The sequence below is a fragment of the Siccibacter turicensis LMG 23730 genome (genome assembly GCF_000463155.2).
GTDB lineage: Bacteria > Pseudomonadota > Gammaproteobacteria > Enterobacterales > Enterobacteriaceae > Siccibacter > Siccibacter turicensis.
In genome coordinates this window covers 13231-36108 of the sequence record NZ_AWFZ01000017.1, presented here as the reverse complement: position 1 = coordinate 36108, position 22878 = coordinate 13231, and the positions used below count along the sequence as shown (strand labels likewise).

The window sequence follows — 22878 nt, the reverse complement described above, 5'->3', positions numbered from 1 at the left end:
TAAAAAAAGCCGGCATCTGCCGGCTTCTTATTAGTCGTTATGCGAAATAATGTTGGGGATGGTGTCATCCTTGCGCAACGTGAGAATTTCGCAGCCGTTATCGGTCACCACAATAGTATGCTCGTACTGCGCAGACAAGCTGCGATCTTTGGTTTTCACCGTCCAGCCATCTTTCATGGTACGGATACGGTAGTCACCGGAGTTGACCATCGGCTCAATGGTGAAGGTCATGCCCGGCTGCAGCACCACGCCGCCGTCGTCCGCGTCATAGTGCAGGACCTGCGGCTCTTCATGGAACACGCGGCCAATACCGTGACCACAGTATTCACGCACCACGGAAAAACCTTCCGCTTCAACGAACTTCTGAATCGCTGCACCGAGGGTACGCAGACGAATGCCCGGCTTAACCATACGCAGCGCCAGGTAGAGGCTCTCCTGGGTGATGCGGCACAGGCGCTCGCCCAGAATGGTCGGTTTGCCGACGATGAACATTTTTGAGGTGTCGCCGTGGTACTCGTCTTTAATGACGGTCACGTCGATGTTGACGATATCGCCATCTTTCAACAGCTTGGCGTCGTCAGGGATACCGTGACATACCACTTCGTTGATCGAGATGCACACCGATTTCGGGAAGCCGTGGTAGCCGAGGCACGCGGAAACGGCGTGCTGGGTATTAACGATATAGTCATTACAGATGCGATCCAGTTCACCGGTGCTGACGCCGGGTTTCACGTGGGGTTCGATCATCTCCAGCACCTCAGCGGCAAGCCTGCCCGCGACGCGCATTTTTTCGATTTCTTCAGGGGATTTAATTGAGATAGTCATGAATCAAGTCCGCAGTTGCCGGGATTTCGACAATAATAATAAGTCAGATAGTCATGGTATCAGGGCCGCCGGGGCGTGCCAAATTGAGAATCCCTGCGGGCCGAACCTGGCAACAACTATTGGTGTCCCGGGCTCTTTTATGATATAAAGCGCGCCGGACTTCTGTACCATTATCTGGCACAGAGACGATTAATCTCACTTTGTGTAATTACACACACGTATCGGCACATATTCCGGGGTGCCCTCCGGGGTCGGTAATATGGGATACGTGGAGGCATAACCCCACACTTTTATATAGAGGTTTTAAACATGGCAACTGTTTCCATGCGCGACATGCTCAAGGCTGGTGTTCACTTTGGTCACCAGACCCGTTACTGGAACCCGAAAATGAAGCCTTTCATCTTCGGCGCACGTAACAAAGTTCACATCATCAACCTTGAGCAGACCGTACCGATGTTCAACGAAGCCCTGGCTGAGCTGAACAAGATCTCCTCTCGCAAAGGTAAAATCCTTTTCGTTGGTACCAAGCGCGCTGCAAGCGAAGCGGTAAAAGACGCTGCGAACAGCTGCGATCAGTTCTTCGTGAACCATCGCTGGCTGGGCGGTATGCTGACTAACTGGAAAACCGTTCGTCAGTCCATCAAGCGTCTGAAAGACCTGGAAACTCAGTCCCAGGACGGCACTTTCGACAAGCTGACCAAAAAAGAAGCGCTGATGCGTACTCGTGAGCTGGAAAAGCTTGAGAACAGCCTGGGCGGTATCAAAGACATGGGCGGTCTGCCAGACGCTCTGTTTGTTATCGACGCCGATCACGAACACATCGCTATCAAAGAAGCAAACAACCTGGGTATCCCGGTATTTGCGATCGTTGATACCAACTCCGATCCAGACGGCGTTGACTTCGTTATCCCGGGTAACGACGATGCAATCCGTGCTGTTAGCCTGTATCTGAACGCTGTTGCTGCTACCGTGCGCGAAGGCCGTTCTCAGGATCTGGCTTCCCAGGCGGAAGAGAGCTTCGTAGAAGCTGAATAATAAGGCTTGCTCGTATTGAGCCCTTATTAACCAGGTAGTAACAAGTTTGGTTAGGGGGCCTGTCTCAGGCTCCCTTTTTTTTGAGTCTGACGTGTCAGACAACTGCTCAGACAAGTCAGAACTATACCCACTCGCATTCACGTTGCGGCACATCACTGTAACCTGAGGCCGGTAGGGTATATCTCCCTGTACGAGATAACCGAGGATTATAGAATGGCTGAAATTACCGCTTCCCTGGTAAAAGAGCTGCGCGAACGTACTGGCGCCGGCATGATGGATTGCAAAAAAGCCCTGACTGAAGCTAACGGCGACATCGAGCTGGCAATCGAAAATATGCGTAAATCCGGCGCGATCAAAGCGGCGAAAAAAGCAGGCAACGTCGCTGCTGACGGCGTTATCAAAACCAAAATCGACGGCAACTATGGCGTGATTCTGGAAGTTAACTGCCAGACTGACTTCGTTGCTAAAGACGGCGGTTTCCAGGCATTCGCTGACAAAGTACTGGACGCGGCTGTTGCAGGCAAAATCACCGACGTTGACGTTCTGAAAGCACAGTTCGAAGAAGAGCGTGTTGCCCTGGTTGCTAAAATCGGTGAGAACATCAACATCCGTCGCGTTGCTTCCCTGGAAGGCGATATGCTGGGCAGCTACCTGCACGGCGCGCGTATCGGCGTTCTGATCGCGGCAACTGGCGCTGATGAAGAGCTGGTTAAACAGCTGGCAATGCACGTTGCAGCAAGCAAGCCGGAATTCGTTAAGCCGGAAGACGTGTCTGCTGACGTTGTTGAGAAAGAGTACCAGGTTCAGCTGGACATCGCCATGCAGTCCGGTAAGCCGAAAGAAATCGCAGAGAAGATGGTTGAAGGCCGCATGAAGAAATTCACCGGCGAAGTCTCTCTGACCGGTCAGCCTTTCGTTATCGATCCGAGCAAAACCGTTGCTCAGCTGCTCAAAGAGCACAACGCTGACGTAACTAACTTCATCCGCTTCGAAGTGGGTGAAGGCATCGAGAAAGTTGAGACTGACTTCGCAGCAGAAGTTGCTGCAATGTCCAAGCAGTCTTAATGAAGTGAAGGAGCCGCCTGAGGGCGGCTCCTTTTTATGCCCGTGTCGTGCAGACAGCAGGTGCGTTGATGACGCTCGCTTCCGGTCAGTTACACAGGTAAACGTCCGGTTCTCGTCAGCACATCACCCTCCGCACCCGTCGGGTATAAAACCGTGGTATTCGCAGTAAATTCAGTCTGCTCTTATTCGTTCAGGCTGAGCAAGAGACGCATTATGTGTCGTCCGATTTGACCATCCCCCATTCATAGACTGTTCCAGGAAAGAAACATGGCTACCAATGCAAAACCCGTCTATAAACGCATTCTGCTCAAGCTCAGTGGTGAAGCACTGCAGGGCGCCGAAGGCTTCGGTATTGATGCGAGCATACTGGATCGTATGGCGCAGGAGATTAAAGAGCTGGTTGAACTGGGTATTCAGGTTGGGGTGGTAATCGGCGGCGGCAACCTGTTCCGCGGTGCGGGCCTCGCTAAAGCGGGGATGAACCGCGTTGTGGGCGACCACATGGGCATGCTGGCAACGGTAATGAACGGCCTGGCGATGCGCGATGCGCTCCACCGCGCCTATGTGAACGCCCGCCTGATGTCCGCCATTCCATTGAACGGCGTGTGTGATAACTACAGCTGGGCAGAAGCCATCAGCCTGCTGCGCAACAACCGCGTGGTGATCCTGTCAGCCGGTACCGGTAACCCGTTCTTCACCACTGACTCCGCAGCCTGCCTGCGCGGCATCGAAATCGAAGCCGACGTGGTGCTGAAAGCGACCAAGGTTGATGGTGTGTACTCTGCCGATCCGATGCAAGATCCTGGCGCCACGCTGTACGAACAGCTGACCTATCAGGACGTGCTGGAGCGCGAGCTGAAAGTCATGGATCTGGCGGCCTTTACCCTGGCGCGCGACCACAAGCTGCCAATCCGCGTGTTCAATATGAATAAGCCGGGTGCGCTGCGTCGCGTTGTGATGGGTGAAAAAGAAGGCACATTAATTACGGAATAATTTCCGTACGCCGCAAATACGGGTAATATTCGGCTTCATTTGCAGGGCCTTATGCCTGGTTGCCGAAGGTACCATGAATTAAACGGGCTATACTTAGCACACCCCTTTGGCGGTGCCGCCGGTATGGTCTGCCGAAAAGCAAGTTTTCAAGGATTCGTAACGTGATTAGCGATATCAGAAAAGATGCCGAAGTACGCATGGAAAAATGCGTTGAGGCCTTCAAAACCCAAATCAGCAAAGTCCGTACTGGTCGCGCGTCCCCGAGCCTGCTCGATGGGATTGTTGTGGAATATTACGGCACGCCGACCCCGCTGCGTCAGCTGGCGAGCGTCACCGTGGAAGACACCCGCACCCTGAAGATCAACGTGTTCGATCGTTCTCTGGGCCCGGCTGTTGAGAAAGCGATCATGGCATCCGACCTTGGGCTGAACCCAAGCTCCGCGGGTACCGATATCCGCGTTCCGCTGCCGCCGCTGACCGAAGAGCGTCGTAAAGACCTCATCAAAGTGGTACGTGGTGAAGCAGAGCAGGCGCGTGTTGCGGTACGTAACGTGCGTCGCGACGCGAATGACAAAGTAAAAGCGCTGCTGAAAGATAAAGAGATCGGTGAAGATGAAGATCGTCGTTCCCAGGACGACATTCAAAAAATGACCGATGCTGCCATTAAGAAAGTGGATGCGGCCCTGGCCGATAAAGAAGCTGAGCTGATGCAGTTTTAATTAGCCGCATCATGGCAGACGAAACGCCGTACAGAAGAGTCGACCCGCGCGGCTTTTGCTGACGGCGTTTTTTATTTTCCGGGCCCGGCGCCCGTTTTCCTGATGAGTACCTCCATGAAGCAATTGACCATACTTGGCTCTACCGGTTCTATCGGTTGCAGCACCCTAGATGTCGTTCGTCGTAATCCGGAACAGTTTGCGGTCACCGCGCTGGTGGCGGGAAAGAATGTTACCCGTATGGTCGAGCAGTGCCTGGAGTTTCAGCCCCGCTTTGCGGTGATGGACGACGAAGCCAGTGCGGCCGCGCTGCGTCAGCAGCTGCGTGACGCCGGGTGTGCAACCGAGGTGCTTGCCGGGCGCGATGCCGCGTGTGAGATGGCGGCGCTGGACGACGTCGATCAGGTGATGGCGGCGATCGTTGGCGCGGCGGGGCTGCTGCCTACGCTTTCCGCCATCGGGGCCGGGAAGCAGATTTTGCTGGCGAATAAAGAGTCGCTGGTCACCTGTGGTCGCCTGTTTATGGAGGCGGTAAAGCGCAGCGGTGCCCGGCTGATGCCGGTGGACAGCGAGCACAACGCCATTTTTCAGAGTATGCCCGAAACAATTCAACGTAACCTGGGATACGCTGATCTCGAGAAAAACGGCGTTTCGTCGATTATTCTCACCGGATCTGGTGGCCCGTTTCGCGAAACGGCAATTGACGCTCTGGCGGGGATGACGCCCGAGCAAGCGTGCCGGCACCCGAACTGGTCGATGGGACGTAAGATCTCCGTCGACTCGGCTACCATGATGAATAAAGGTCTCGAATATATTGAAGCCCGCTGGCTGTTTAATGCGTCAGCACGTCAGATGGAAGTATTAATTCATCCGCAGTCCATGATTCACTCAATGGTACGTTACCTTGACGGCAGCGTGCTGGCGCAGCTGGGCGAGCCGGATATGCGCACCCCCATCGCGCATACCATGGCGTGGCCTGAGCGTGTACCGTCCGGCGTCCCGCCGCTTGATTTCTGTAAGGCGGGTCCGCTTAGCTTCTGCGCTCCGGATTTTCAGCGTTATCCCTGCCTCAAGCTGGCGATGAGCGCCTTCGATCAGGGACAGGCCGCCACGACGGCGCTGAATGCCGCTAACGAAATCGCCGTTGCCGCATTTTTGAATAATCGTATCCGCTTTACGGATATCGCTAAAGTGAATGAAGATACGCTCAACATCATGGACTTACGCGAGCCGGAGAGCGTAGAGCAAGTACTGGCGGTGGATGAGAATGCGCGCGTGGTTGCACAGCGCGAAGTGACACGTCTCGCAGGGTGATGATTATTCATTCGGCGGTCGCTGTGCCATTTGTTCGCTATGTGCTTCAGTGATATAGTCTGCGCCACCTGAATACGGGCGATCATTCGTTTATGTTCAGGTGAGCCGTGAGTTTGCACGGCTTTTTTATACTGAGGGCTTCAGTATTCCAGAGTACCGCTTAATCCTTATCAGGGAATAAAAACGCGTTATGTTGTCTGCTAACCAACCATTAAGCGAACACTTACCCGCACATGGCTGTCGCCATGTGGCCATCATTATGGATGGCAATGGCCGTTGGGCGAAAAGACAGGGAAAAATAAGAGCGTTTGGACATAAAGCGGGAGCTAAATCGGTTCGCCGTGCAGTTTCTTTTGCGGCAAATAATGGCATTGACGCGCTTACGCTTTATGCTTTTAGCAGCGAGAACTGGAATCGTCCCGCGCAGGAAGTCAGCGCGCTGATGGAGCTGTTCGTCTGGGCGCTCGACAGCGAAGTGAAAAGCCTGCACCGCCACAATGTACGTTTACGCATTATCGGCGATACCAGCCGGTTCAATGCCCGCCTACAGGAGCGCATCGTCAAAGCGGAAGCGTTGACGAGTCAGAATACCGGCCTGACGCTCAACATTGCGGCAAACTACGGTGGACGTTGGGATATTATTCAGGGAGTGAGGCAACTTGCGACGCAGGTTCAGGAAGGGCAGTTACGCCCCGAAAGCATTGATGAAGAGCTGCTGAACAAGCAACTCTGTATGAATGAGCTGGCTCCCGTAGACCTGGTAATTAGGACAGGCGGAGAGCATCGCATCAGTAACTTTCTGCTCTGGCAGATAGCCTATGCGGAACTCTATTTTACAGATGTTCTCTGGCCTGATTTTGATGAACAAGACTTTGAGGGGGCGCTTGATGCGTTCGCAAATCGAGAGCGTCGTTTCGGCGGCACAGAGCCCGGCGGTGACGTTGCCTGATGGGGGTAGCTTTTGCTGAAGTATCGCCTGATTTCCGCATTCATAATGATTCCGGTGGTTATTGCAGCGTTGTTCCTGCTGCCGCCGGTAGGCTTTGCTATCACCACGCTGCTGGTCTGTATGCTTGCCGCCTGGGAGTGGGGGCAGTTCTGCGGGTTTGCCGCACGCGCGCAGCGCGTATGGCTCGCCGTATTGTGCGGTTTGCTGCTGGCGGTGATGCTATTCACGCTGCCGGAGTACCATCAAACGGTACGACTACCGATCATTGAATTTTCGCTCTGGGCGTCGCTGGGCTGGTGGATAGCGGCGCTTCTGCTGGTGTTGTCCTATCCGGGCTCTGCCTCGCTGTGGCGGAATTCGAAAGCGCTGCGCCTGCTGTTCGGTTTGCTGACCATCGTGCCGTTCTTCTGGGGCATGGTGACGCTGCGCGCGTGGCATTACGATACCAACCACTACAGCGGCGCGGTCTGGCTGCTGTATGTGATGTTCCTGGTGTGGGGTGCGGATTCCGGTGCCTACATCTTCGGAAAGCGCTTCGGAAAACATAAGCTCGCCCCGAAAGTTTCACCGGGTAAAACCTGGCAGGGCTTTTTCGGCGGCCTGTTTACCGCCGCAGTGATTTCGGCCCTTTACGGCGCCTTTGCCGATCTGGCCGTTGCGCCGTCGGTGCTGTTTGTTTGCTCCGTCGCCGCCGCGCTGGCATCGGTGCTGGGCGATCTGACCGAGAGCATGTTTAAGCGCGAAGCAGGCATTAAAGACAGCGGAAATCTGATCCCCGGCCACGGCGGCATTCTGGATCGTATCGACAGCCTGACGGCGGCGGTACCGGTCTTTGCCTGCCTGCTGCTGCTGGTCTTCGGAACGGTCTAACGGAAGGTACTATGCTGAGCATACTCTGGAATTTAATGGCGTTTATCGTTGCGCTGGGTGTTCTGATTACCGTGCACGAATTTGGCCATTTTTGGGTTGCTCGCCGTTGCGGCGTCCGGGTAGAACGTTTCTCTATCGGCTTTGGTAAAGCGCTTTGGCGACGTACCGATCGCCACGGCACCGAGTTTGTCGTGGCGCTGATCCCCCTCGGCGGCTACGTCAAAATGCTCGACGAACGCGTCGAGCCGGTTATTCCAGAGCTGCGCCATAGCGCGTTCAATAACAAAACCGTTTCCCAACGCGCGGCAATTATTGCCGCGGGCCCCATCGCAAACTTCATTTTTGCTATTTTTGCTTACTGGCTGGTGTTCATCATTGGCGTGCCCAGCGTCAAGCCGGTGATTGGTGAAATAGCGCCCAATTCCATTGCCGCGCAGGCACAAATTCAGCCGGGCGCGGAACTAAAAGCCGTGGACGGCATCGAAACGCCTGACTGGGATGCTGTGCGTCTCGCGCTGGTGGCGAAGATCGGCGATGAGAGCACCACGGTTTCGGTTGCGCCATCGGGAAGTAATGCAAGCAGCGACAAGACGCTGGATTTACGCAACTGGCATTTCGAGCCAGACCGTGAAGATCCAGTGGCATCGCTGGGCATTCGCCCGAAAGGGCCGCAAATCGAGCCGGTGCTTGCTGAGGTACAGGCGAGCTCCGCGGCGAATAAAGCAGGTTTGCAAGCGGGCGACAGGATCGTTAAAGTCGATGGTCAACCGTTGACGTCGTGGATGGCTTTTGTCACCCTGGTACGTGATAACCCGGGTAAACCGCTGGCGTTAGAGGTCGAGAGACAGGGAAGCCCCTTGTCTTTGTCGCTGATACCGGATACAAAGCCCGGTAGCAATGGTCAGGCAGAGGGTTTTGCGGGCGTCGTGCCCACCATCATCCCGCTGGCTGACGAGTACAAAATTTTGCGCCAGTATGGGCCGTTTGACGCAGTTATCGAAGCCACGGCAAAGACGTGGCAGTTGATGAAGCTGACGGTTAACATGCTGGGGAAATTACTAACCGGTGACGTTAAGCTTAACAACCTTAGTGGACCCATCTCCATTGCTCAGGGAGCAGGCGTTTCCGCAGAGTATGGGCTGGTTTACTTCCTGATGTTCCTCGCGCTTATCAGCGTGAACCTTGGGATTATTAACCTGTTCCCTCTGCCGGTACTGGATGGGGGTCACTTGCTGTTTCTGGCGGTTGAAAAGCTGAAAGGCGCACCGGTTTCCGAGCGAGTTCAAGACTTTAGTTATCGCATTGGCTCAATACTGCTGGTGATGTTAATGGGGCTTGCACTTTTCAATGATTTCTCTCGGTTATGAGAGTTTGGTTAGGAAGAACGCATAACAACGATGGCGATGAAAAAGTTGCTCATAGCGTCGCTGCTGTTTAGCAGCGCCACCGTATACGGTGCTGACGGATTCGTAGTGAAAGACATTCATTTCGAAGGCCTTCAGCGAGTCGCCGTTGGTGCGGCCCTCCTCAGCATGCCTGTTCGCCCTGGCGATACGGTCACTGACGAGGATATCGGAAATACCATTCGTGCACTGTTTGCTACCGGCAACTTTGAAGATGTACGAGTTCTGCGCGATGGCCAAAACCTGCTGGTTCAGGTTAAAGAACGCCCGACCATCGCCAGCATCACTTTCTCCGGCAACAAGTCGGTTAAAGATGACATGCTGAAGCAGAACCTCGAAGCATCCAACGTGCGCGTGGGAGAATCCCTCGACCGAACCACCCTTTCTGATATCGAAAAGGGTCTGGAAGACTTCTACTACAGCGTCGGTAAATACAGCGCCAGCGTAAAAGCTGTCGTGACGCCGCTGCCGCGTAACCGCGTCGACCTTAAGCTGGTATTCCAGGAAGGCGTCTCGGCGACTATTCAGCAGATCAATATCGTGGGCAACCATGCCTTTAGCACAGAAGAGCTGATTTCTCAGTTCCAGCTGCGCGACGAAGTGCCGTGGTGGAACGTGGTAGGCGATCGTAAATACCAGAAACAGAAACTGGCGGGCGACCTTGAAACCCTGCGCAGCTACTATCTGGATCGCGGCTATGCACGCTTCAACATTGACTCTACTCAGGTCAGCCTGACGCCGGACAAAAAAGGTATCTACATCACGGTTAACGTGACCGAAGGCGATCAGTACAAAATCTCTGGCGTTGAAGTCAGCGGTAACCTGGCCGGTCATTCGGCGGAAATTGAAAGCCTGACCAAAATGGAGCCGGGCGAGCTGTACAACGGCACCAAAGTGACCAAAATGGAAGACGACATCAAGAAACTGCTCGGTCGTTACGGTTACGCCTATCCGCGCGTGCAGAGTCAGCCTGAGATTAACGATAAAGACAAAACCGTTAAGCTTCGCGTCAACGTCGACTCGGGTAACCGCTTCTACGTGCGTAATATCCGCTTCGAAGGCAACAGCACGTCGAAAGACACCGTGCTGCGTCGTGAGATGCGCCAGATGGAAGGGGCGTGGCTTGGCAGCGACCTCGTCGATCAGGGTAAAGAGCGTCTGAACCGTCTGGGCTATTTCGAAACGGTTGACGTTGATACTCAGCGCGTACCGGGTAGCCCGGATCAGGTTGATGTCGTTTATAAAGTTAAAGAGCGTAACACCGGTAGCTTCAACTTCGGTGTTGGCTACGGTACGGAAAGCGGCGTCAGCTTCCAGGTTGGCGTGCAGCAGGATAACTGGTTAGGTACCGGCTATTCCGTTGGCATCAACGGGACCAAAAACGACTACCAGACCTACTCTGAATTCTCCGTGACTAACCCGTACTTCACCGTGGACGGCGTCAGCCTCGGTGGTCGTATCTTCTATAACGACTTTAAAGCGGACGATGCGGATCTCTCCTCCTATACCAATAAAAGCTATGGTGTAGATGGAACGCTTGGCTTCCCGGTTAACGAATACAACACATTGCGTGTGGGTCTGGGCTACGTGCATAACGATCTGTCCAACATGCAGCCGCAGGTGGCGATGTGGCGTTATCTGGATTCCGTGGGGCAAAGCAGCCCGACGACCTCCGATGAGAACGGCTTCTCCGCGGATGACTTCACGCTGAACTACGGCTGGACGTATAACAAGCTTGACCGTGGTTACTTCCCGACCGAAGGTTCTCGCGTCAACCTGAATGGTAAAGTGACCATGCCAGGTTCCGACAACGAGTTCTACAAGATCACGCTGGATACCGCCTCATACTTCCCGATCGATGACGATCATAAATGGGTTGTACTGGGTCGTACCCGTTGGGGCTATGGTGACGGTCTGGGCAGTAAAGAACTGCCGTTCTACGAGAACTTCTATGCCGGTGGTTCAAGCACCGTGCGTGGTTTCCAGTCGAACAACATCGGTCCGAAAGCGGTCTACTTTGGTCCGAACAACGAGAACTGCGAATCCGGCAACCTGTGTAGCTCTGATGATGCGGTGGGCGGTAACGCCATGGGTGTGGCCAGCCTCGAGTTCATCACTCCGACGCCGTTCCTGAGCGAAAAATATGCGAACTCAGTCCGTACCTCGCTGTTTGTCGATGCGGGTAGCGTCTGGGATACCAACTGGGACAATACGGCGGCGCTGCGTGCAGCGGGCGTGCCTGACTACAGCGACCCGAGCAATATCCGTATGTCTGCCGGTCTGGCATTACAATGGATGTCTCCATTAGGACCACTGGTGTTCTCGTATTCTCAGCCGTTTAAGAAATACGATGGAGACAAGGCGGAACAGTTCCAGTTTAACATTGGTAAAACCTGGTAACGGTTCGTCGCGAAGGAATGCAAAAGCAGTGTAGCGATGATTCCAGGCGGTTGCTTAGTCGCACCGCCTGAACCACGCGCAAATCGGTACCCTCGGGTACTCATGGGATGGTAAGGAGTTGATTGTGAAAAAGTGGTTATTAGCTGCAGGTCTCGGTTTGGCAATGGCAGCGTCTGCACAAGCTGCTGATAAAATTGCCGTTGTGAACATGGGTAACCTGTTCCAGCAGGTCGCTCAGACTACCGGTGTATCTAAAACGCTGGAAAATGAGTTTAAAGGCCGTGCTGGCGAACTGCAGCGCATGGAATCCGATCTGCAATCTAAAATGCAGCGTCTTCAGCGTGATGGTTCAACGATGAAAGCAAGCGATCGCAGCAAGCTGGAAAAAGACGTTATGGCTCAGCGCCAGGACTTCTCCGGCAAAGCGCAGTCCTTTGAACAGGATCGCGCGCGTCGTTCTAATGAAGAGCGTGGCAAGCTGGTCACCCGTATTCAGGCTGCTGTGAAGAAAGTCGCTGCCGATCAGAATATCGATCTGGTTCTGGACGCGAACACCGTTGCTTACACCAGCAGCGATGTGAAAGACATCACTGCCGATGTGCTGAAACAGGTTAAATAAGTAATGCCTTCAATTCGACTGGCTGACTTAGCCCGGCAGTTGGATGCAGAAGTGCACGGAGATGGCGATATCGTCATCTCCGGCGTTGCATCAATGCAATCTGCCAAAGAAGGTCATATCACGTTCATGGTAAACCCGCGTTACCGTGAGCAGCTGGCGTTATGCCAGGCGTCTGCCGTTGTGATGACGCAGGACGATCTTCCTTTTGCCAAAAGCGCCGCACTGGTCGTAAAGAATCCGTATCTGACCTATGCCCGTATGGCCCAAATTCTTGATACCACGCCGCAGCCTGCCGCTGACATCGCGCCGAGCGCCGTTATCGACCCGTCTGCCCGGCTGGGTAAAAACGTCGCGATCGGCGCTAATGCCGTTATTGAATCTGGTGTCGAGCTGGGTGATAACGTTATTATCGGCGCCGGCTGCTTCGTGGGTAAAAACACAACCCTCGGCGCCAACACCCGCCTGTGGGCCAATGTCTCGGTGTACCACGAGATTGAGATTGGCGAAAACTGCCTGATCCAGTCCGGTACCGTAATTGGCTCTGACGGCTTTGGTTATGCCAACGATCGCGGAAACTGGGTGAAAATTCCTCAGCTTGGCCGCGTGATTATCGGCAACAATGTTGAAATCGGCGCGTGTACCACCATTGACCGTGGTGCGCTGGATGACACTGTTATCGGTAACGGTGTTATCATAGATAACCAGTGTCAGATTGCACATAACGTTGTGATTGGCGACAATACCGCGGTTGCCGGTGGCGTTATCATGGCAGGCAGCCTGAAAATTGGCCGCTACTGCATGATTGGCGGCGCCAGCGTGATCAACGGACACATGGAAATCTGTGATAAAGTAACGGTAACAGGGATGGGTATGGTAATGCGCCCCATTACTGAACCTGGGGTATACTCTTCAGGCATTCCGCTGCAACCAAATAAAGTATGGCGAAAAACCGCAGCGCTAGTGATGAACATCGATGACATGAGCAAACGCCTCAAGGCTATCGAACGTAAGGTCAATTCACAGGACTGAATCACACCGGCTTGACGCCTACGCGCTTACCAGATTCGCGGCCTGCTGGCATTCTAAGGATTGCCGCGGGCCGTGTTATTATTATTGCCATTCAGTACATTAAGACAGGAAGAGTATTTTGACTACCGACACTCATACTCTGCATATTGAAGAGATTTTAGAGCTTCTGCCGCACCGTTACCCGTTTTTGCTGGTAGATCGCGTGTTGGACTTTGAAGAAGGTCGTTTTCTACGCGCAGTTAAAAATGTCTCAGTAAACGAGCCGTTTTTCCAGGGCCATTTCCCTGGCAAACCGATTTTCCCGGGCGTTCTGATCCTTGAAGCAATGGCTCAGGCAACCGGTATTCTGGCGTTCAAAAGCGTTGGTAAGCTTGAACCAGGCGAACTTTACTACTTCGCCGGTATCGACGACGCGCGCTTTAAGCGTCCGGTCGTACCAGGAGACCAGATGATCATGGAAGTCACGTTTGAGAAGACACGCCGTGGCGTAACGCGCTTTAAAGGCGTCGCGCTGGTTGACGGTAAAGTCGTTTGTGAAGCAACCATGATGTGTGCACGTAGCCGGGAGGCCTGATACGTGATTGATAAATCTGCCTTTATTCATCCAACTGCCATTGTGGAAGAGGGCGCCGTTATCGGTGCCAACGCCCATATTGGCCCGTTTTGTATTGTGGGTCCGGACGTCACCATTGGTGAAGGTACCGTGCTGAAATCTCACGTCGTGGTAAATGGTCATACGACTATCGGCCGCGATAACGTGATCTATCAGTTCGCCTCCATCGGTGAAGTTAACCAGGATCTTAAATACGCTGGGGAACCTACCCGCGTGGAAATTGGCGATCGCAACCGCATTCGCGAAAGCGTAACTATCCACCGTGGCACGGTACAGGGCGGTGGATTGACGAAGGTAGGTAGCGATAACCTGCTGATGGTTAACGCGCACGTCGCACACGACTGTACCCTCGGCAGCCGCATTATTCTTGCGAATAACGCGACGCTGGCGGGTCACGTCTCGGTGGACGACCACGCTATCATCGGCGGCATGACCGCGGTTCATCAGTTCTGCATCATTGGTGCACACGTGATGGTCGGCGGCTGCTCCGGTGTGGCGCAGGACGTCCCGCCGTATGTGATTGCTCAGGGTAACCATGCCACGCCGTATGGCGTGAACATCGAAGGCCTGAAACGCCGTGGATTCAGCAAAGAAGCGCTGCACGCTATTCGCAACGCCTACAAACTGCTGTACCGCAGCGGCAAAACCTTTGACGAAGCTAAACCGGAAATCGCCGAGCTGGCCGAACGCCATCCGGAAGTGAAAGCCTTCAGCGATTTCTTCGCCCGTTCGACCCGCGGTTTGATTCGTTAAATGCAGGTGAAGCGTCCCCTTACGATTGCCCTGGTCGCCGGAGAAACCTCCGGCGATATTCTTGGTGCAGGCCTCATCCGCGCGCTGAAAGCGCGCCATCCCGACGCCCGCTTTGTTGGCGTTGCCGGTCCGCGTATGCAGGCCGAAGGCTGCGAAGCCTGGTATGAAATGGAAGAACTGGCGGTGATGGGCATCGTTGAAGTGCTGGGCAGGCTGCGTCGCCTGCTGCATATTCGCGCCGATCTGACCCGTCGTTTCAGCGAGCTCAAGCCGGACGTATTCGTCGGCATTGACGCTCCCGATTTCAACATTACCCTTGAAGGCAATCTGAAGCAGCGTGGGATCCGCACGATCCATTACGTCAGCCCGTCAGTGTGGGCGTGGCGACAGAAACGCGTTTTCAAAATCGGCAGAGCCACCGATCTGGTGCTCGCTTTTCTGCCTTTCGAAAAAGCGTTTTACGACAGGTACAACGTGCCGTGCCGCTTTATCGGCCATACCATGGCGGATGCCATGCCGTTGGATCCGGATAAAAATGCGGCGCGCGACACGCTGGGTATTCCTCATGACGCGCACTGTCTGGCGCTGCTGCCGGGCAGCCGCGGCGCTGAAGTGGAGATGCTCAGCGCCGATTTTCTCAAGACCGCCATGCTGCTCCGCGAGCGCTGGCCGGATCTGGAAGTCGTGGTACCGCTGGTGAACGCGAAGCGGCGCGAGCAGTTTGAACGCATCAAAGCGGACGTTGCGCCGGATTTGCACATCCATCTGCTGGATGGCATGGCGCGTGAGGCGATGATCGCCAGCGATGCCGCGCTGCTGGCCTCCGGCACCGCTGCGCTGGAGTGTATGCTGGCGAAGTGCCCGATGGTTGTTGGCTATCGCATGAAGCCCTTTACCTTCTGGCTGGCGAAGCGACTGGTTAAAACCGACTACGTCTCGCTGCCCAACCTGCTTGCCGGACGCGAATTAGTGAAAGAGCTGCTGCAGGAAGAGTGCGAGCCGGTCCGTCTGGCCGCAGCCCTGACGCCGCTGCTTGATCGCGGCGCGAAGAGTCACGAAATGCACGATATTTTCCGCCATCTTCATCAACAGATCCGCTGCAATGCCGATGAGCAGGCGGCCGATGCGGTGCTGGAGCTGGCGCAACAATGATGGAATTTATCTACCCCCATACAACTCTGGTGGCGGGCGTGGATGAGGTAGGGCGTGGCCCCCTCGTTGGCGCGGTCGTCACCGCTGCGGTCATCCTCGATCCGCTGCGCCCGATTGTCGGCCTTGCCGATTCGAAAAAGCTCTCTGAAAAACGCCGCCTTGCCCTTTACGATGAAATTCGTGAAAAGGCGCTGGCGTGGAGCATCGGACGCGCTGAGCCGGACGAGATTGACCAGCTCAACATCCTGCACGCCACCATGCTGGCGATGCAGCGCGCCGTCGCCGGGCTGCACATTGTGCCCGAGTACGTTCTTATTGACGGCAACCGCTGTCCGGCGCTGCCGATGCCGTCGCTGGCCGTCGTAAAAGGCGACAGCCGGGTGGCAGAAATCAGCGCGGCGTCAATACTTGCCAAAGTGACGCGAGATCAGGAAATGACCGAGCTGGATCTCAGCTTCCCGCAATACGGTTTTGCCCAGCACAAAGGGTATCCGACCGCTTTTCATCTCGAACGTCTGGCAGAGCACGGCGCCACCATTCACCACCGACGCAGCTTCGCGCCGGTTAAACGCGCACTGGGCCTTGTCTCCTGAGACACAGGCTTGTACATCGTTAATCGGAAACTGAGATGGCTGAACCACGTTTTGTACACCTGAGGGTGCACAGCGACTACTCCATGATTGATGGGCTTGCGAAGACGGGGCCGCTGGTTAAAAAGGCGGCTGCGCTCGGCATGCCCGCGCTGGCGATTACCGACTTTACCAACCTGTGTGGTCTGGTGAAGTTCTACGGCGGCTCGCACGGTGTCGGGATCAAACCGATTATCGGCGCAGATTTTATGATGCAGAGCGAGGTGCTGGGCGACGAGCTTAGCCAGATCACCGTGCTCGCCGCCAACAATACCGGCTATCAGAACCTGACGCTGCTTATCTCGCGCGCCTACCAGCGCGGCTACGGTGCTAACGGACCCTGGATCGACAGCGCCTGGCTGGCCGAGCTCAACGAAGGCTTGATCCTGCTCTCGGGTGGACGCCAGGGCGATCTCGGTAAATCCCTGCTGCGCGGCAACCGCGCGATGGTTGACGGCTGCGTAGCGTTTTATCAGCGCTGGTTTGCCGATCGCTACTACCTGGAACTGATCCGCACCGGTCGTCAGGACGAAGAGGCCTACCTGCATGCCGCCGTTGAGCTGGCCGAAGAGCAGGGCCTGCCGGTGGTGGCCACCAACGATGTGCGCTTTATTGACGCCTCAGACTTTGATGCCCACGAGATCCGTGTCGCGATCCATGACGGCTTTACGCTCGACGATCCTAAACGGCCGCGCAACTACTCAACGCAGCAGTACATGCGTACCGAGGAGGAGATGTGCGAGCTGTTCGCCGATCTGCCTGAGGCGCTGGAAAACAGCGTCGAGATCGCCCGTCGCTGCAACGTCACCGTGCGCCTCGGCGAATACTTCCTGCCGCAGTTCCCGACCGGTGATATGACCACCGAAGATTTTCTGGTGTTGAAATCGAAAGAGGGGCTGGAAGAACGTTTAGAATTCCTGTTCCCGGACCCGGCGGTGCGCGCCGAGAAACGGCCCGCCTACGACGAGCGCCTGGACATAGAGCTTCAGGTTATCAACCAGATGGGCTTCCCCGGCTACTTCCTGATCGTGATGGAGTTTATCCAGTGGTCGAAGGACAACGGCATTCCGGTCGGGCCGGGACGCGGCTCCGGTGCCGGTTCGCTGGTGGCTTACGCGCTGAAAATCACCGACCTCGACCCGCTGGAGTTTGACCTGCTGTTCGAACGCTTCCTGAACCCTGAACGTGTCTCGATGCCTGACTTTGACGTCGACTTCTGCATGGAGAAACGCGATCAGGTGATCGATCACGTCGCCGACATGTACGGACGCGACGCGGTATCGCAGATCATCACCTTCGGTACCATGGCCGCGAAAGCGGTGATCCGCGACGTGGGCCGCGTGCTCGGCCACCCCTATGGCTTTGTGGATCGCATCTCAAAGCTGGTGCCGCCCGATCCCGGCATGACGCTGGCGAAAGCGTTCGAAGCCGAACCGCAGCTGCCGGAAATTTATGAAGCCGATGAAGAGGTGCGCGCCCTCATCGATATGGCGCGTAAGCTCGAAGGGGTGACGCGTAACGCCGGTAAACACGCCGGGGGCGTGGTGATCGCGCCGACGAAAATTACCGATTTCGCCCCGCTCTACTGCGATGAAATGGGTAATCACCCGGTCACCCAGTTCGATAAAAACGACGTTGAGTATGCGGGGCTGGTGAAGTTCGACTTCCTCGGGCTGCGCACGCTGACGATCATCGACTGGGCGCTGAAGATGATCAACCCGCGCCGGGCGAAGCAGGGCCTGGAGCCGATCGACATCGCGGCTATTCCGCTGGATGACAAGAAAAGCTTCGACATGCTGCAACGCTCGGAAACCACCGCGGTGTTCCAGCTTGAATCCCGCGGCATGAAAGATCTGATCAAGCGTCTGCAGCCTGACTGCTTCGAAGATATGATCGCACTGGTGGCGCTGTTCCGTCCCGGCCCGCTGCAGTCCGGGATGGTGGATAACTTTATCGACCGTAAGCACGGCCGCGAAGCCATCTCCTACCCTGACATTCAGTGGCAGCACGAGTGTCTGAAACCTGTTCTGGAGCCGACCTACGGCATTATCCTTTACCAGGAACAGGTGATGCAGATAGCCCAGGTGCTCTCCGGGTATACCCTCGGCGGCGCGGACATGCTGCGTCGCGCCATGGGTAAAAAGAAACCCGAAGAGATGGCCAAGCAGCGCTCAAGCTTTGAAGACGGCGCGAAAAATAACGGCATCGACGGCGAGCTGGCGGTTAAAATCTTTGACCTGGTAGAGAAATTCGCCGGCTATGGATTTAACAAATCGCACTCTGCGGCTTATGCTTTGGTGTCGTACCAGACGCTCTGGCTGAAAGCGCACTACCCGGCGGAGTTTATGGCCGCGGTAATGACGGCGGATATGGACAACACCGAGAAGGTGGTGGGGCTGGTGGATGAGTGCTGGCGTATGGGCCTGAAAATCCTGCCGCCGGACATCAACTCCGGGCTGTACCATTTCCACGTCAACGACGACGGCGAGATCGTGTACGGTATCGGCGCCATTAAAGGCGTGGGCGAAGGCCCGATCGAGGCCATCCTCGAGGCGCGTAACGAGGGCGGCTACTTCCGGGAGCTGTTCGATCTCTGCGCCCGCACCGATACCAAAAAGCTAAACCGTCGGGTGCTGGAAAAACTGATTATGTCCGGGGCGTTTGACCGCCTCGGCCCGCACCGCGCGGCGCTGATGAACTCGCTGGGCGATGCCCTGAAGGCGGCGGATCAGCACGCGAAGGCGGAAGCCATCGGGCAGGCGGATATGTTTGGCGTACTGGCGGAAGAGCCGGAGCAGATCGAGCAGTCCTACGCCAACTGCCAGCCCTGGCCGGAACAGAAAGTACTGGATGGCGAGCGTGAAACCCTCGGGCTGTACCTGACGGGCCACCCCATCAACCAGTATCTGAAAGAAATCGAGCGCTATGTCGGTGGCATGCGTCTCAAAGAAATGCACCCGACCGAGCGCGGTAAAGTTATTACCGCCGCCGGTCTGGTCATTGCCGCGCGGGTTATGGTCACCAAGCGCGGTAACAGGATCGGCATCTGCACGCTGGATGACCGCTCAGGGCGTCTGGAGGTTATGCTCTTCACGGACGCGCTGGAAAAATACCAGCATTTGCTGGAACAGGACCGAATTCTGATTGTCAGCGGACAGGTCAGCTTTGATGACTTCAGCGGTGGGCTTAAAATGACCGCCCGCGAAGTGATGGACATCGCTGACGCCCGCGAAAAGTATGCTCGCGGGCTTGCTATCTCGCTGACGGACAGGCAAATTGATGACCAGCTTTTGAACCGTCTCCGTCAGTCTCTGGAACCCCACCGTTCGGGGACAATTCCAGTACATCTCTACTATCAGAGGGCGGATGCACGTGCGCGGTTGCGTTTCGGTGCAACCTGGCGTGTTTCCCCGAGCGATCGTCTCTTGAACGATCTGCGTGGCCTTATCGGTTCGGAGCAGGTGGAACTGGAGTTTGACTGATGCGTAGCATCAGCGTTTCCGGGTATTAACCCCGAATTGTAAGCCGCGTGGCCTGCCAGGTCCGGAGTAGGTGGAACTGGAGTTTGACTAAAACAGGAATACTATGAGTCTGAATTTCCTTGATTTCGAACAGCCAATTGCTGAGCTGGAAGCGAAAATCGATTCCCTGACGTCAGTTAGCCGTCAGGATGAAAAACTGGATATTAACATCGATGAAGAGGTGCTGCGCCTGCGCGAGAAAAGCGTAGAGCTGACCCGCAAGATCTTCGCCGATCTGGGTGCATGGCAGATTGCGCAGCTGGCGCGTCATCCGCAGCGTCCTTATACCCTGGACTACGTTCGTCTGGCATTCGACGAGTTTGATGAACTGGCTGGCGACCGCGCATACGCGGACGACAAAGCCATCGTCGGCGGCACGGCACGTCTCGACGGTCGCCCGGTGATGATCATTGGTCATCAGAAAGGTCGCGAAACCAAAGAGAAAATCCGCCGTAACTTCGGGATGCCGGCACCAGAGGGGTATCGTAAAGCGCTGCGCCTGATGGAGATGGCTGAACGCTTTAATATGCCGATCATTACCTTCATCGACACCCCGGGCGCCTATCCGGGCGTGGGTGCCGAAGAGCGCGGTCAGTCCGAGGCCATTGCCCGCAACCTGCGTGAAATGTCACGTCTGCGCGTGCCGGTGATCTGCACCGTGATTGGCGAAGGCGGTTCCGGCGGCGCGCTGGCAATCGGCGTTGGCGATAAAGTCAACATGCTGCAGTACAGCACCTATTCGGTTATCTCCCCGGAAGGCTGTGCCTCCATCCTGTGGAAAAGCGCGGATAAAGCCCCGCTCGCCGCAGAAGCGATGGGCATCATCGCCCCGCGTCTGAAAGAGCTGAAGCTTATCGACTCCGTGATCCCGGAGCCGCTGGGCGGTGCGCACCGCAATCCGGAAACCATGGCCGCGTCCCTGAAAGCGCAGCTGCTGGCGGATCTGGCGGACCTCGATGTACTGAGCAAAGACGACCTGCTCAACCGTCGCTATCAGCGTCTGATGAGCTACGGCTACGCCTGATCATCTCCCTCTTTTTATCAAAAGGGCCGCGATTGCGGCCCTTTTTTCGTTATGGCGCGCGGTGATGTTATGTGAGGCGCGGCGTGAGAGCTTGTTAGCATCGACAGCATTGCCTTTCCATACACTCCCTCCAGTACGTATGGCCTGTTCATTAACGGAAGGGGAAGGGTATGAAAGCACCAACATTTATGGCGCTGAGCGCCGCGGGTTTACTGATTGGCGCCCAGGCGAGCGCCGCACCGCTGCTCTCCAGCAGCGCGCCTTACACGATAAAGGCGAGCGATCTGGAGAAAAAAGAGCAGGAGCTGGCGAATTTTCCGCTGATGCAGTCGGTGAAAAATTCGATTCGCACTCTCGATAACGCCCAGGTCGAACAGATTGTTCCCGGACGCAGCGCCAACCCGGAAAACGTGAAGCGGGTAGAGCGGATCCTCCAGGCAAAAGACTGGGCGTTCCTGTTTCCGCTGCGCGCCAAAGAGTACACCTATGACAATTTCCTCAAGGCCGTAGGCAAATTTCCGGCGGTGTGCGGAAGCTATACCGATGGCCGTGACGCGGATGCCATTTGCCGCAAATCACTGGCCACGATGTTTGCGCACTTCGCCCAGGAGACCGGCGGGCATGAGAGCTGGCGCGAAGAGCCCGAGTGGCGACAGGCGCTGGTGTATCTGCGCGAGATGGGCTGGGAGGAGGGCCAGAAGGGCGGCTACAACGGCGAGTGCAATCCCGACGTGTGGCAGGGGCAGACCTGGCCGTGCGGAAAAGATAAGGACGGGGATTTCGTCAGCTACTTCGGGCGCGGCGCCAAGCAGCTCTCCTACAACTACAACTACGGGCCGTTCTCCGATGCGATGTACGGCGACGTTCGCCCGCTGCTGGATAAACCCGAGCTGGTGGCCGACACCTGGATGAACCTGGCGAGCGCCATCTTCTTCTTTGTTTATCCCCAGCCGCCAAAACCCAGCATGCTGCATGTTATCGATGGCACCTGGCAGCCTAACCAGCATGATAAAGAGAGCGGCCTGGTGCCGGGCTTCGGGGTCACCATCCAGATCATCAACGGCGGCGTGGAGTGCGGCGGCGAGGCGGAGAACGCCCAGTCGCTTAACCGCATCGCCTATTACAACGAGTTCGCCAAATACCTGAAGGTGCCTGTCGCGGCAGATGAAGTGCTGGGCTGTAAAAAGATGAAGCAGTTTGACGCGGGCGGTTCCGGCGCGCTGCCGATTTACTGGGAAATGGACTGGGGATGGAGCACCACCACGCCGGACGGTCTGACCTATGCCTGCCAGCTGGTGGGGTATCAGACGCCGTTCAGCGCCTTTAAAGACGGGGACTACACGCGCTGCGTGCAGCACAACTTTAACGTTAACATCGTCAGCGACACTTCGGACGGCGGTACGCCGACGCCTACCCCAACCCCGGAACCTGCGCCGACCCCGACACCGGACAACACCAACCTCGCCCCGGTGGCGCAGATCAGCGGGCCTGTAGGCGCGGTGGAGGCGGGTAGCAAAGTCTCCCTCAGCGCCAGTGGTTCAAGCGATGCTAACGGCGATGCCTTGACCTACACCTGGATGGCGCAAAATGGGCAGACGGTCACCGGCAAAGACAAATCGGTGGTGACCTTCAACGTCCCGGCCACGTCAGCGGACTCGCAGCATATTATCAGCCTGAAAGTGGACGACGGTAAGCTGAGTGATACCACCACCTATACGCTGAACGTAAAAGCGAAAGCGGCGGATGACAAACCCGTGAGCTATCCCGCCTGGTCTGCGGCAACCTCCTGGAAATCCGGGGATATCGTGATTAACCGCGGCGCGCTCTATCAGTGCAAACCTTTCCCGGCGGGCGGATGGTGCAGCGTTGCCCCGGCCTATTACGAACCGGGGGCCGGCATCGCCTGGTCCGATGCCTGGACCGCGCTGTAACACGCCAACGCCAGCCTGCGGGCTGGCGTTTTATTGC

The 22878-nt window shown here is 56.0% G+C and carries 19 protein-coding genes; 18 read left to right on the top strand and 1 reads right to left on the bottom strand.

Annotation, left to right across the window (positions count from 1 at the left end):
* Nucleotides 1-30: 30 nt before the first annotated feature.
* On the bottom strand, nucleotides 31-825 hold the full coding sequence (map, locus tag DW58_RS02065) for a type I methionyl aminopeptidase (RefSeq protein WP_024549341.1): 795 nt from the start codon (nucleotides 823-825) through the stop codon (nucleotides 31-33).
* Between the two features lie 309 nt (nucleotides 826-1134).
* Here map and rpsB point away from each other — a divergent pair, with 309 nt between their 5' ends.
* The 18 genes from rpsB (at nucleotide 1135) to DW58_RS01975 (ending at nucleotide 22841) form a co-directional block, all read left to right on the top strand.
* The gene (rpsB, locus tag DW58_RS02060) at nucleotides 1135-1860 is read left to right on the top strand and encodes a 30S ribosomal protein S2 (RefSeq protein WP_024549340.1); all 726 of its coding nucleotides are present in this window, start codon (nucleotides 1135-1137) and stop codon (nucleotides 1858-1860) included.
* A 213-nt stretch (nucleotides 1861-2073) separates the two neighbouring features.
* Entirely contained in the window at nucleotides 2074-2925 is an 852-nt protein-coding gene (gene tsf / locus DW58_RS02055; RefSeq protein ID WP_024549339.1) for a translation elongation factor Ts, read from the top strand.
* A 267-nt stretch (nucleotides 2926-3192) separates the two neighbouring features.
* Nucleotides 3193-3918, top strand: a complete 726-nt coding sequence (gene pyrH, locus DW58_RS02050; protein ID WP_024549338.1) for a UMP kinase — start codon at nucleotides 3193-3195, stop codon at nucleotides 3916-3918.
* A gap of 161 nt (nucleotides 3919-4079) precedes the next feature.
* A complete protein-coding gene (gene frr / locus DW58_RS02045) occupies nucleotides 4080-4637 on the top strand; it encodes a ribosome recycling factor (protein ID WP_024549337.1) in 558 nt (185 codons plus the stop codon).
* A gap of 114 nt (nucleotides 4638-4751) precedes the next feature.
* Nucleotides 4752-5948, top strand: coding sequence for a 1-deoxy-D-xylulose-5-phosphate reductoisomerase (gene ispC, locus DW58_RS02040; protein ID WP_024549336.1), 1197 nt, complete (start codon nucleotides 4752-4754; stop codon nucleotides 5946-5948).
* A 190-nt stretch (nucleotides 5949-6138) separates the two neighbouring features.
* Entirely contained in the window at nucleotides 6139-6897 is a 759-nt protein-coding gene (gene ispU, locus DW58_RS02035; protein WP_024549335.1) for a (2E,6E)-farnesyl-diphosphate-specific ditrans,polycis-undecaprenyl-diphosphate synthase, read from the top strand.
* A gap of 12 nt (nucleotides 6898-6909) precedes the next feature.
* Entirely contained in the window at nucleotides 6910-7767 is an 858-nt protein-coding gene (gene cdsA / locus DW58_RS02030; protein ID WP_024549334.1) for a phosphatidate cytidylyltransferase, read from the top strand.
* An 11-nt stretch (nucleotides 7768-7778) separates the two neighbouring features.
* On the top strand, nucleotides 7779-9134 hold the full coding sequence (rseP, locus tag DW58_RS02025) for a sigma E protease regulator RseP (RefSeq protein WP_024549333.1): 1356 nt from the start codon (nucleotides 7779-7781) through the stop codon (nucleotides 9132-9134).
* A 30-nt stretch (nucleotides 9135-9164) separates the two neighbouring features.
* The gene (gene bamA / locus DW58_RS02020) at nucleotides 9165-11570 is read left to right on the top strand and encodes an outer membrane protein assembly factor BamA (RefSeq protein WP_024549332.1); all 2406 of its coding nucleotides are present in this window, start codon (nucleotides 9165-9167) and stop codon (nucleotides 11568-11570) included.
* 124 nt (nucleotides 11571-11694) lie between these two features.
* Nucleotides 11695-12189 (top strand): molecular chaperone Skp, encoded by a 495-nt coding sequence (skp, locus tag DW58_RS02015; RefSeq protein ID WP_024549331.1) that lies wholly within the window; start codon nucleotides 11695-11697, stop codon nucleotides 12187-12189.
* A 3-nt stretch (nucleotides 12190-12192) separates the two neighbouring features.
* The gene (lpxD, locus tag DW58_RS02010; protein ID WP_024549330.1) at nucleotides 12193-13218 is read left to right on the top strand and encodes a UDP-3-O-(3-hydroxymyristoyl)glucosamine N-acyltransferase; all 1026 of its coding nucleotides are present in this window, start codon (nucleotides 12193-12195) and stop codon (nucleotides 13216-13218) included.
* 118 nt (nucleotides 13219-13336) lie between these two features.
* Nucleotides 13337-13792, top strand: a complete 456-nt coding sequence (gene fabZ, locus DW58_RS02005) for a 3-hydroxyacyl-ACP dehydratase FabZ (RefSeq protein ID WP_024549329.1) — start codon at nucleotides 13337-13339, stop codon at nucleotides 13790-13792.
* Nucleotides 13793-13795: 3 nt separating this feature from the next.
* Nucleotides 13796-14584, top strand: coding sequence for an acyl-ACP--UDP-N-acetylglucosamine O-acyltransferase (gene lpxA / locus DW58_RS02000; protein ID WP_024549328.1), 789 nt, complete (start codon nucleotides 13796-13798; stop codon nucleotides 14582-14584).
* Nucleotides 14585-15736, top strand: coding sequence for a lipid-A-disaccharide synthase (gene lpxB / locus DW58_RS01995; RefSeq protein ID WP_024549327.1), 1152 nt, complete (start codon nucleotides 14585-14587; stop codon nucleotides 15734-15736).
* Nucleotides 15733-16329: a ribonuclease HII gene (rnhB, locus tag DW58_RS01990; protein WP_024549326.1), complete on the top strand. Its 597-nt coding sequence runs from the start codon at nucleotides 15733-15735 to the stop codon at nucleotides 16327-16329. Before lpxB ends, rnhB begins: the two co-directional genes overlap by 4 nt.
* 35 nt (nucleotides 16330-16364) lie before the next feature.
* Nucleotides 16365-19847, top strand: a complete 3483-nt coding sequence (dnaE, locus tag DW58_RS01985; protein WP_024549325.1) for a DNA polymerase III subunit alpha — start codon at nucleotides 16365-16367, stop codon at nucleotides 19845-19847.
* Nucleotides 19848-19950: 103 nt separating this feature from the next.
* Entirely contained in the window at nucleotides 19951-20910 is a 960-nt protein-coding gene (accA, locus tag DW58_RS01980; RefSeq protein ID WP_024562481.1) for an acetyl-CoA carboxylase carboxyl transferase subunit alpha, read from the top strand.
* 170 nt (nucleotides 20911-21080) lie between these two features.
* Nucleotides 21081-22841, top strand: a complete 1761-nt coding sequence (locus DW58_RS01975) for a glycoside hydrolase family 19 protein (RefSeq protein ID WP_024551043.1) — start codon at nucleotides 21081-21083, stop codon at nucleotides 22839-22841.
* Nucleotides 22842-22878: the final 37 nt, after the last annotated feature.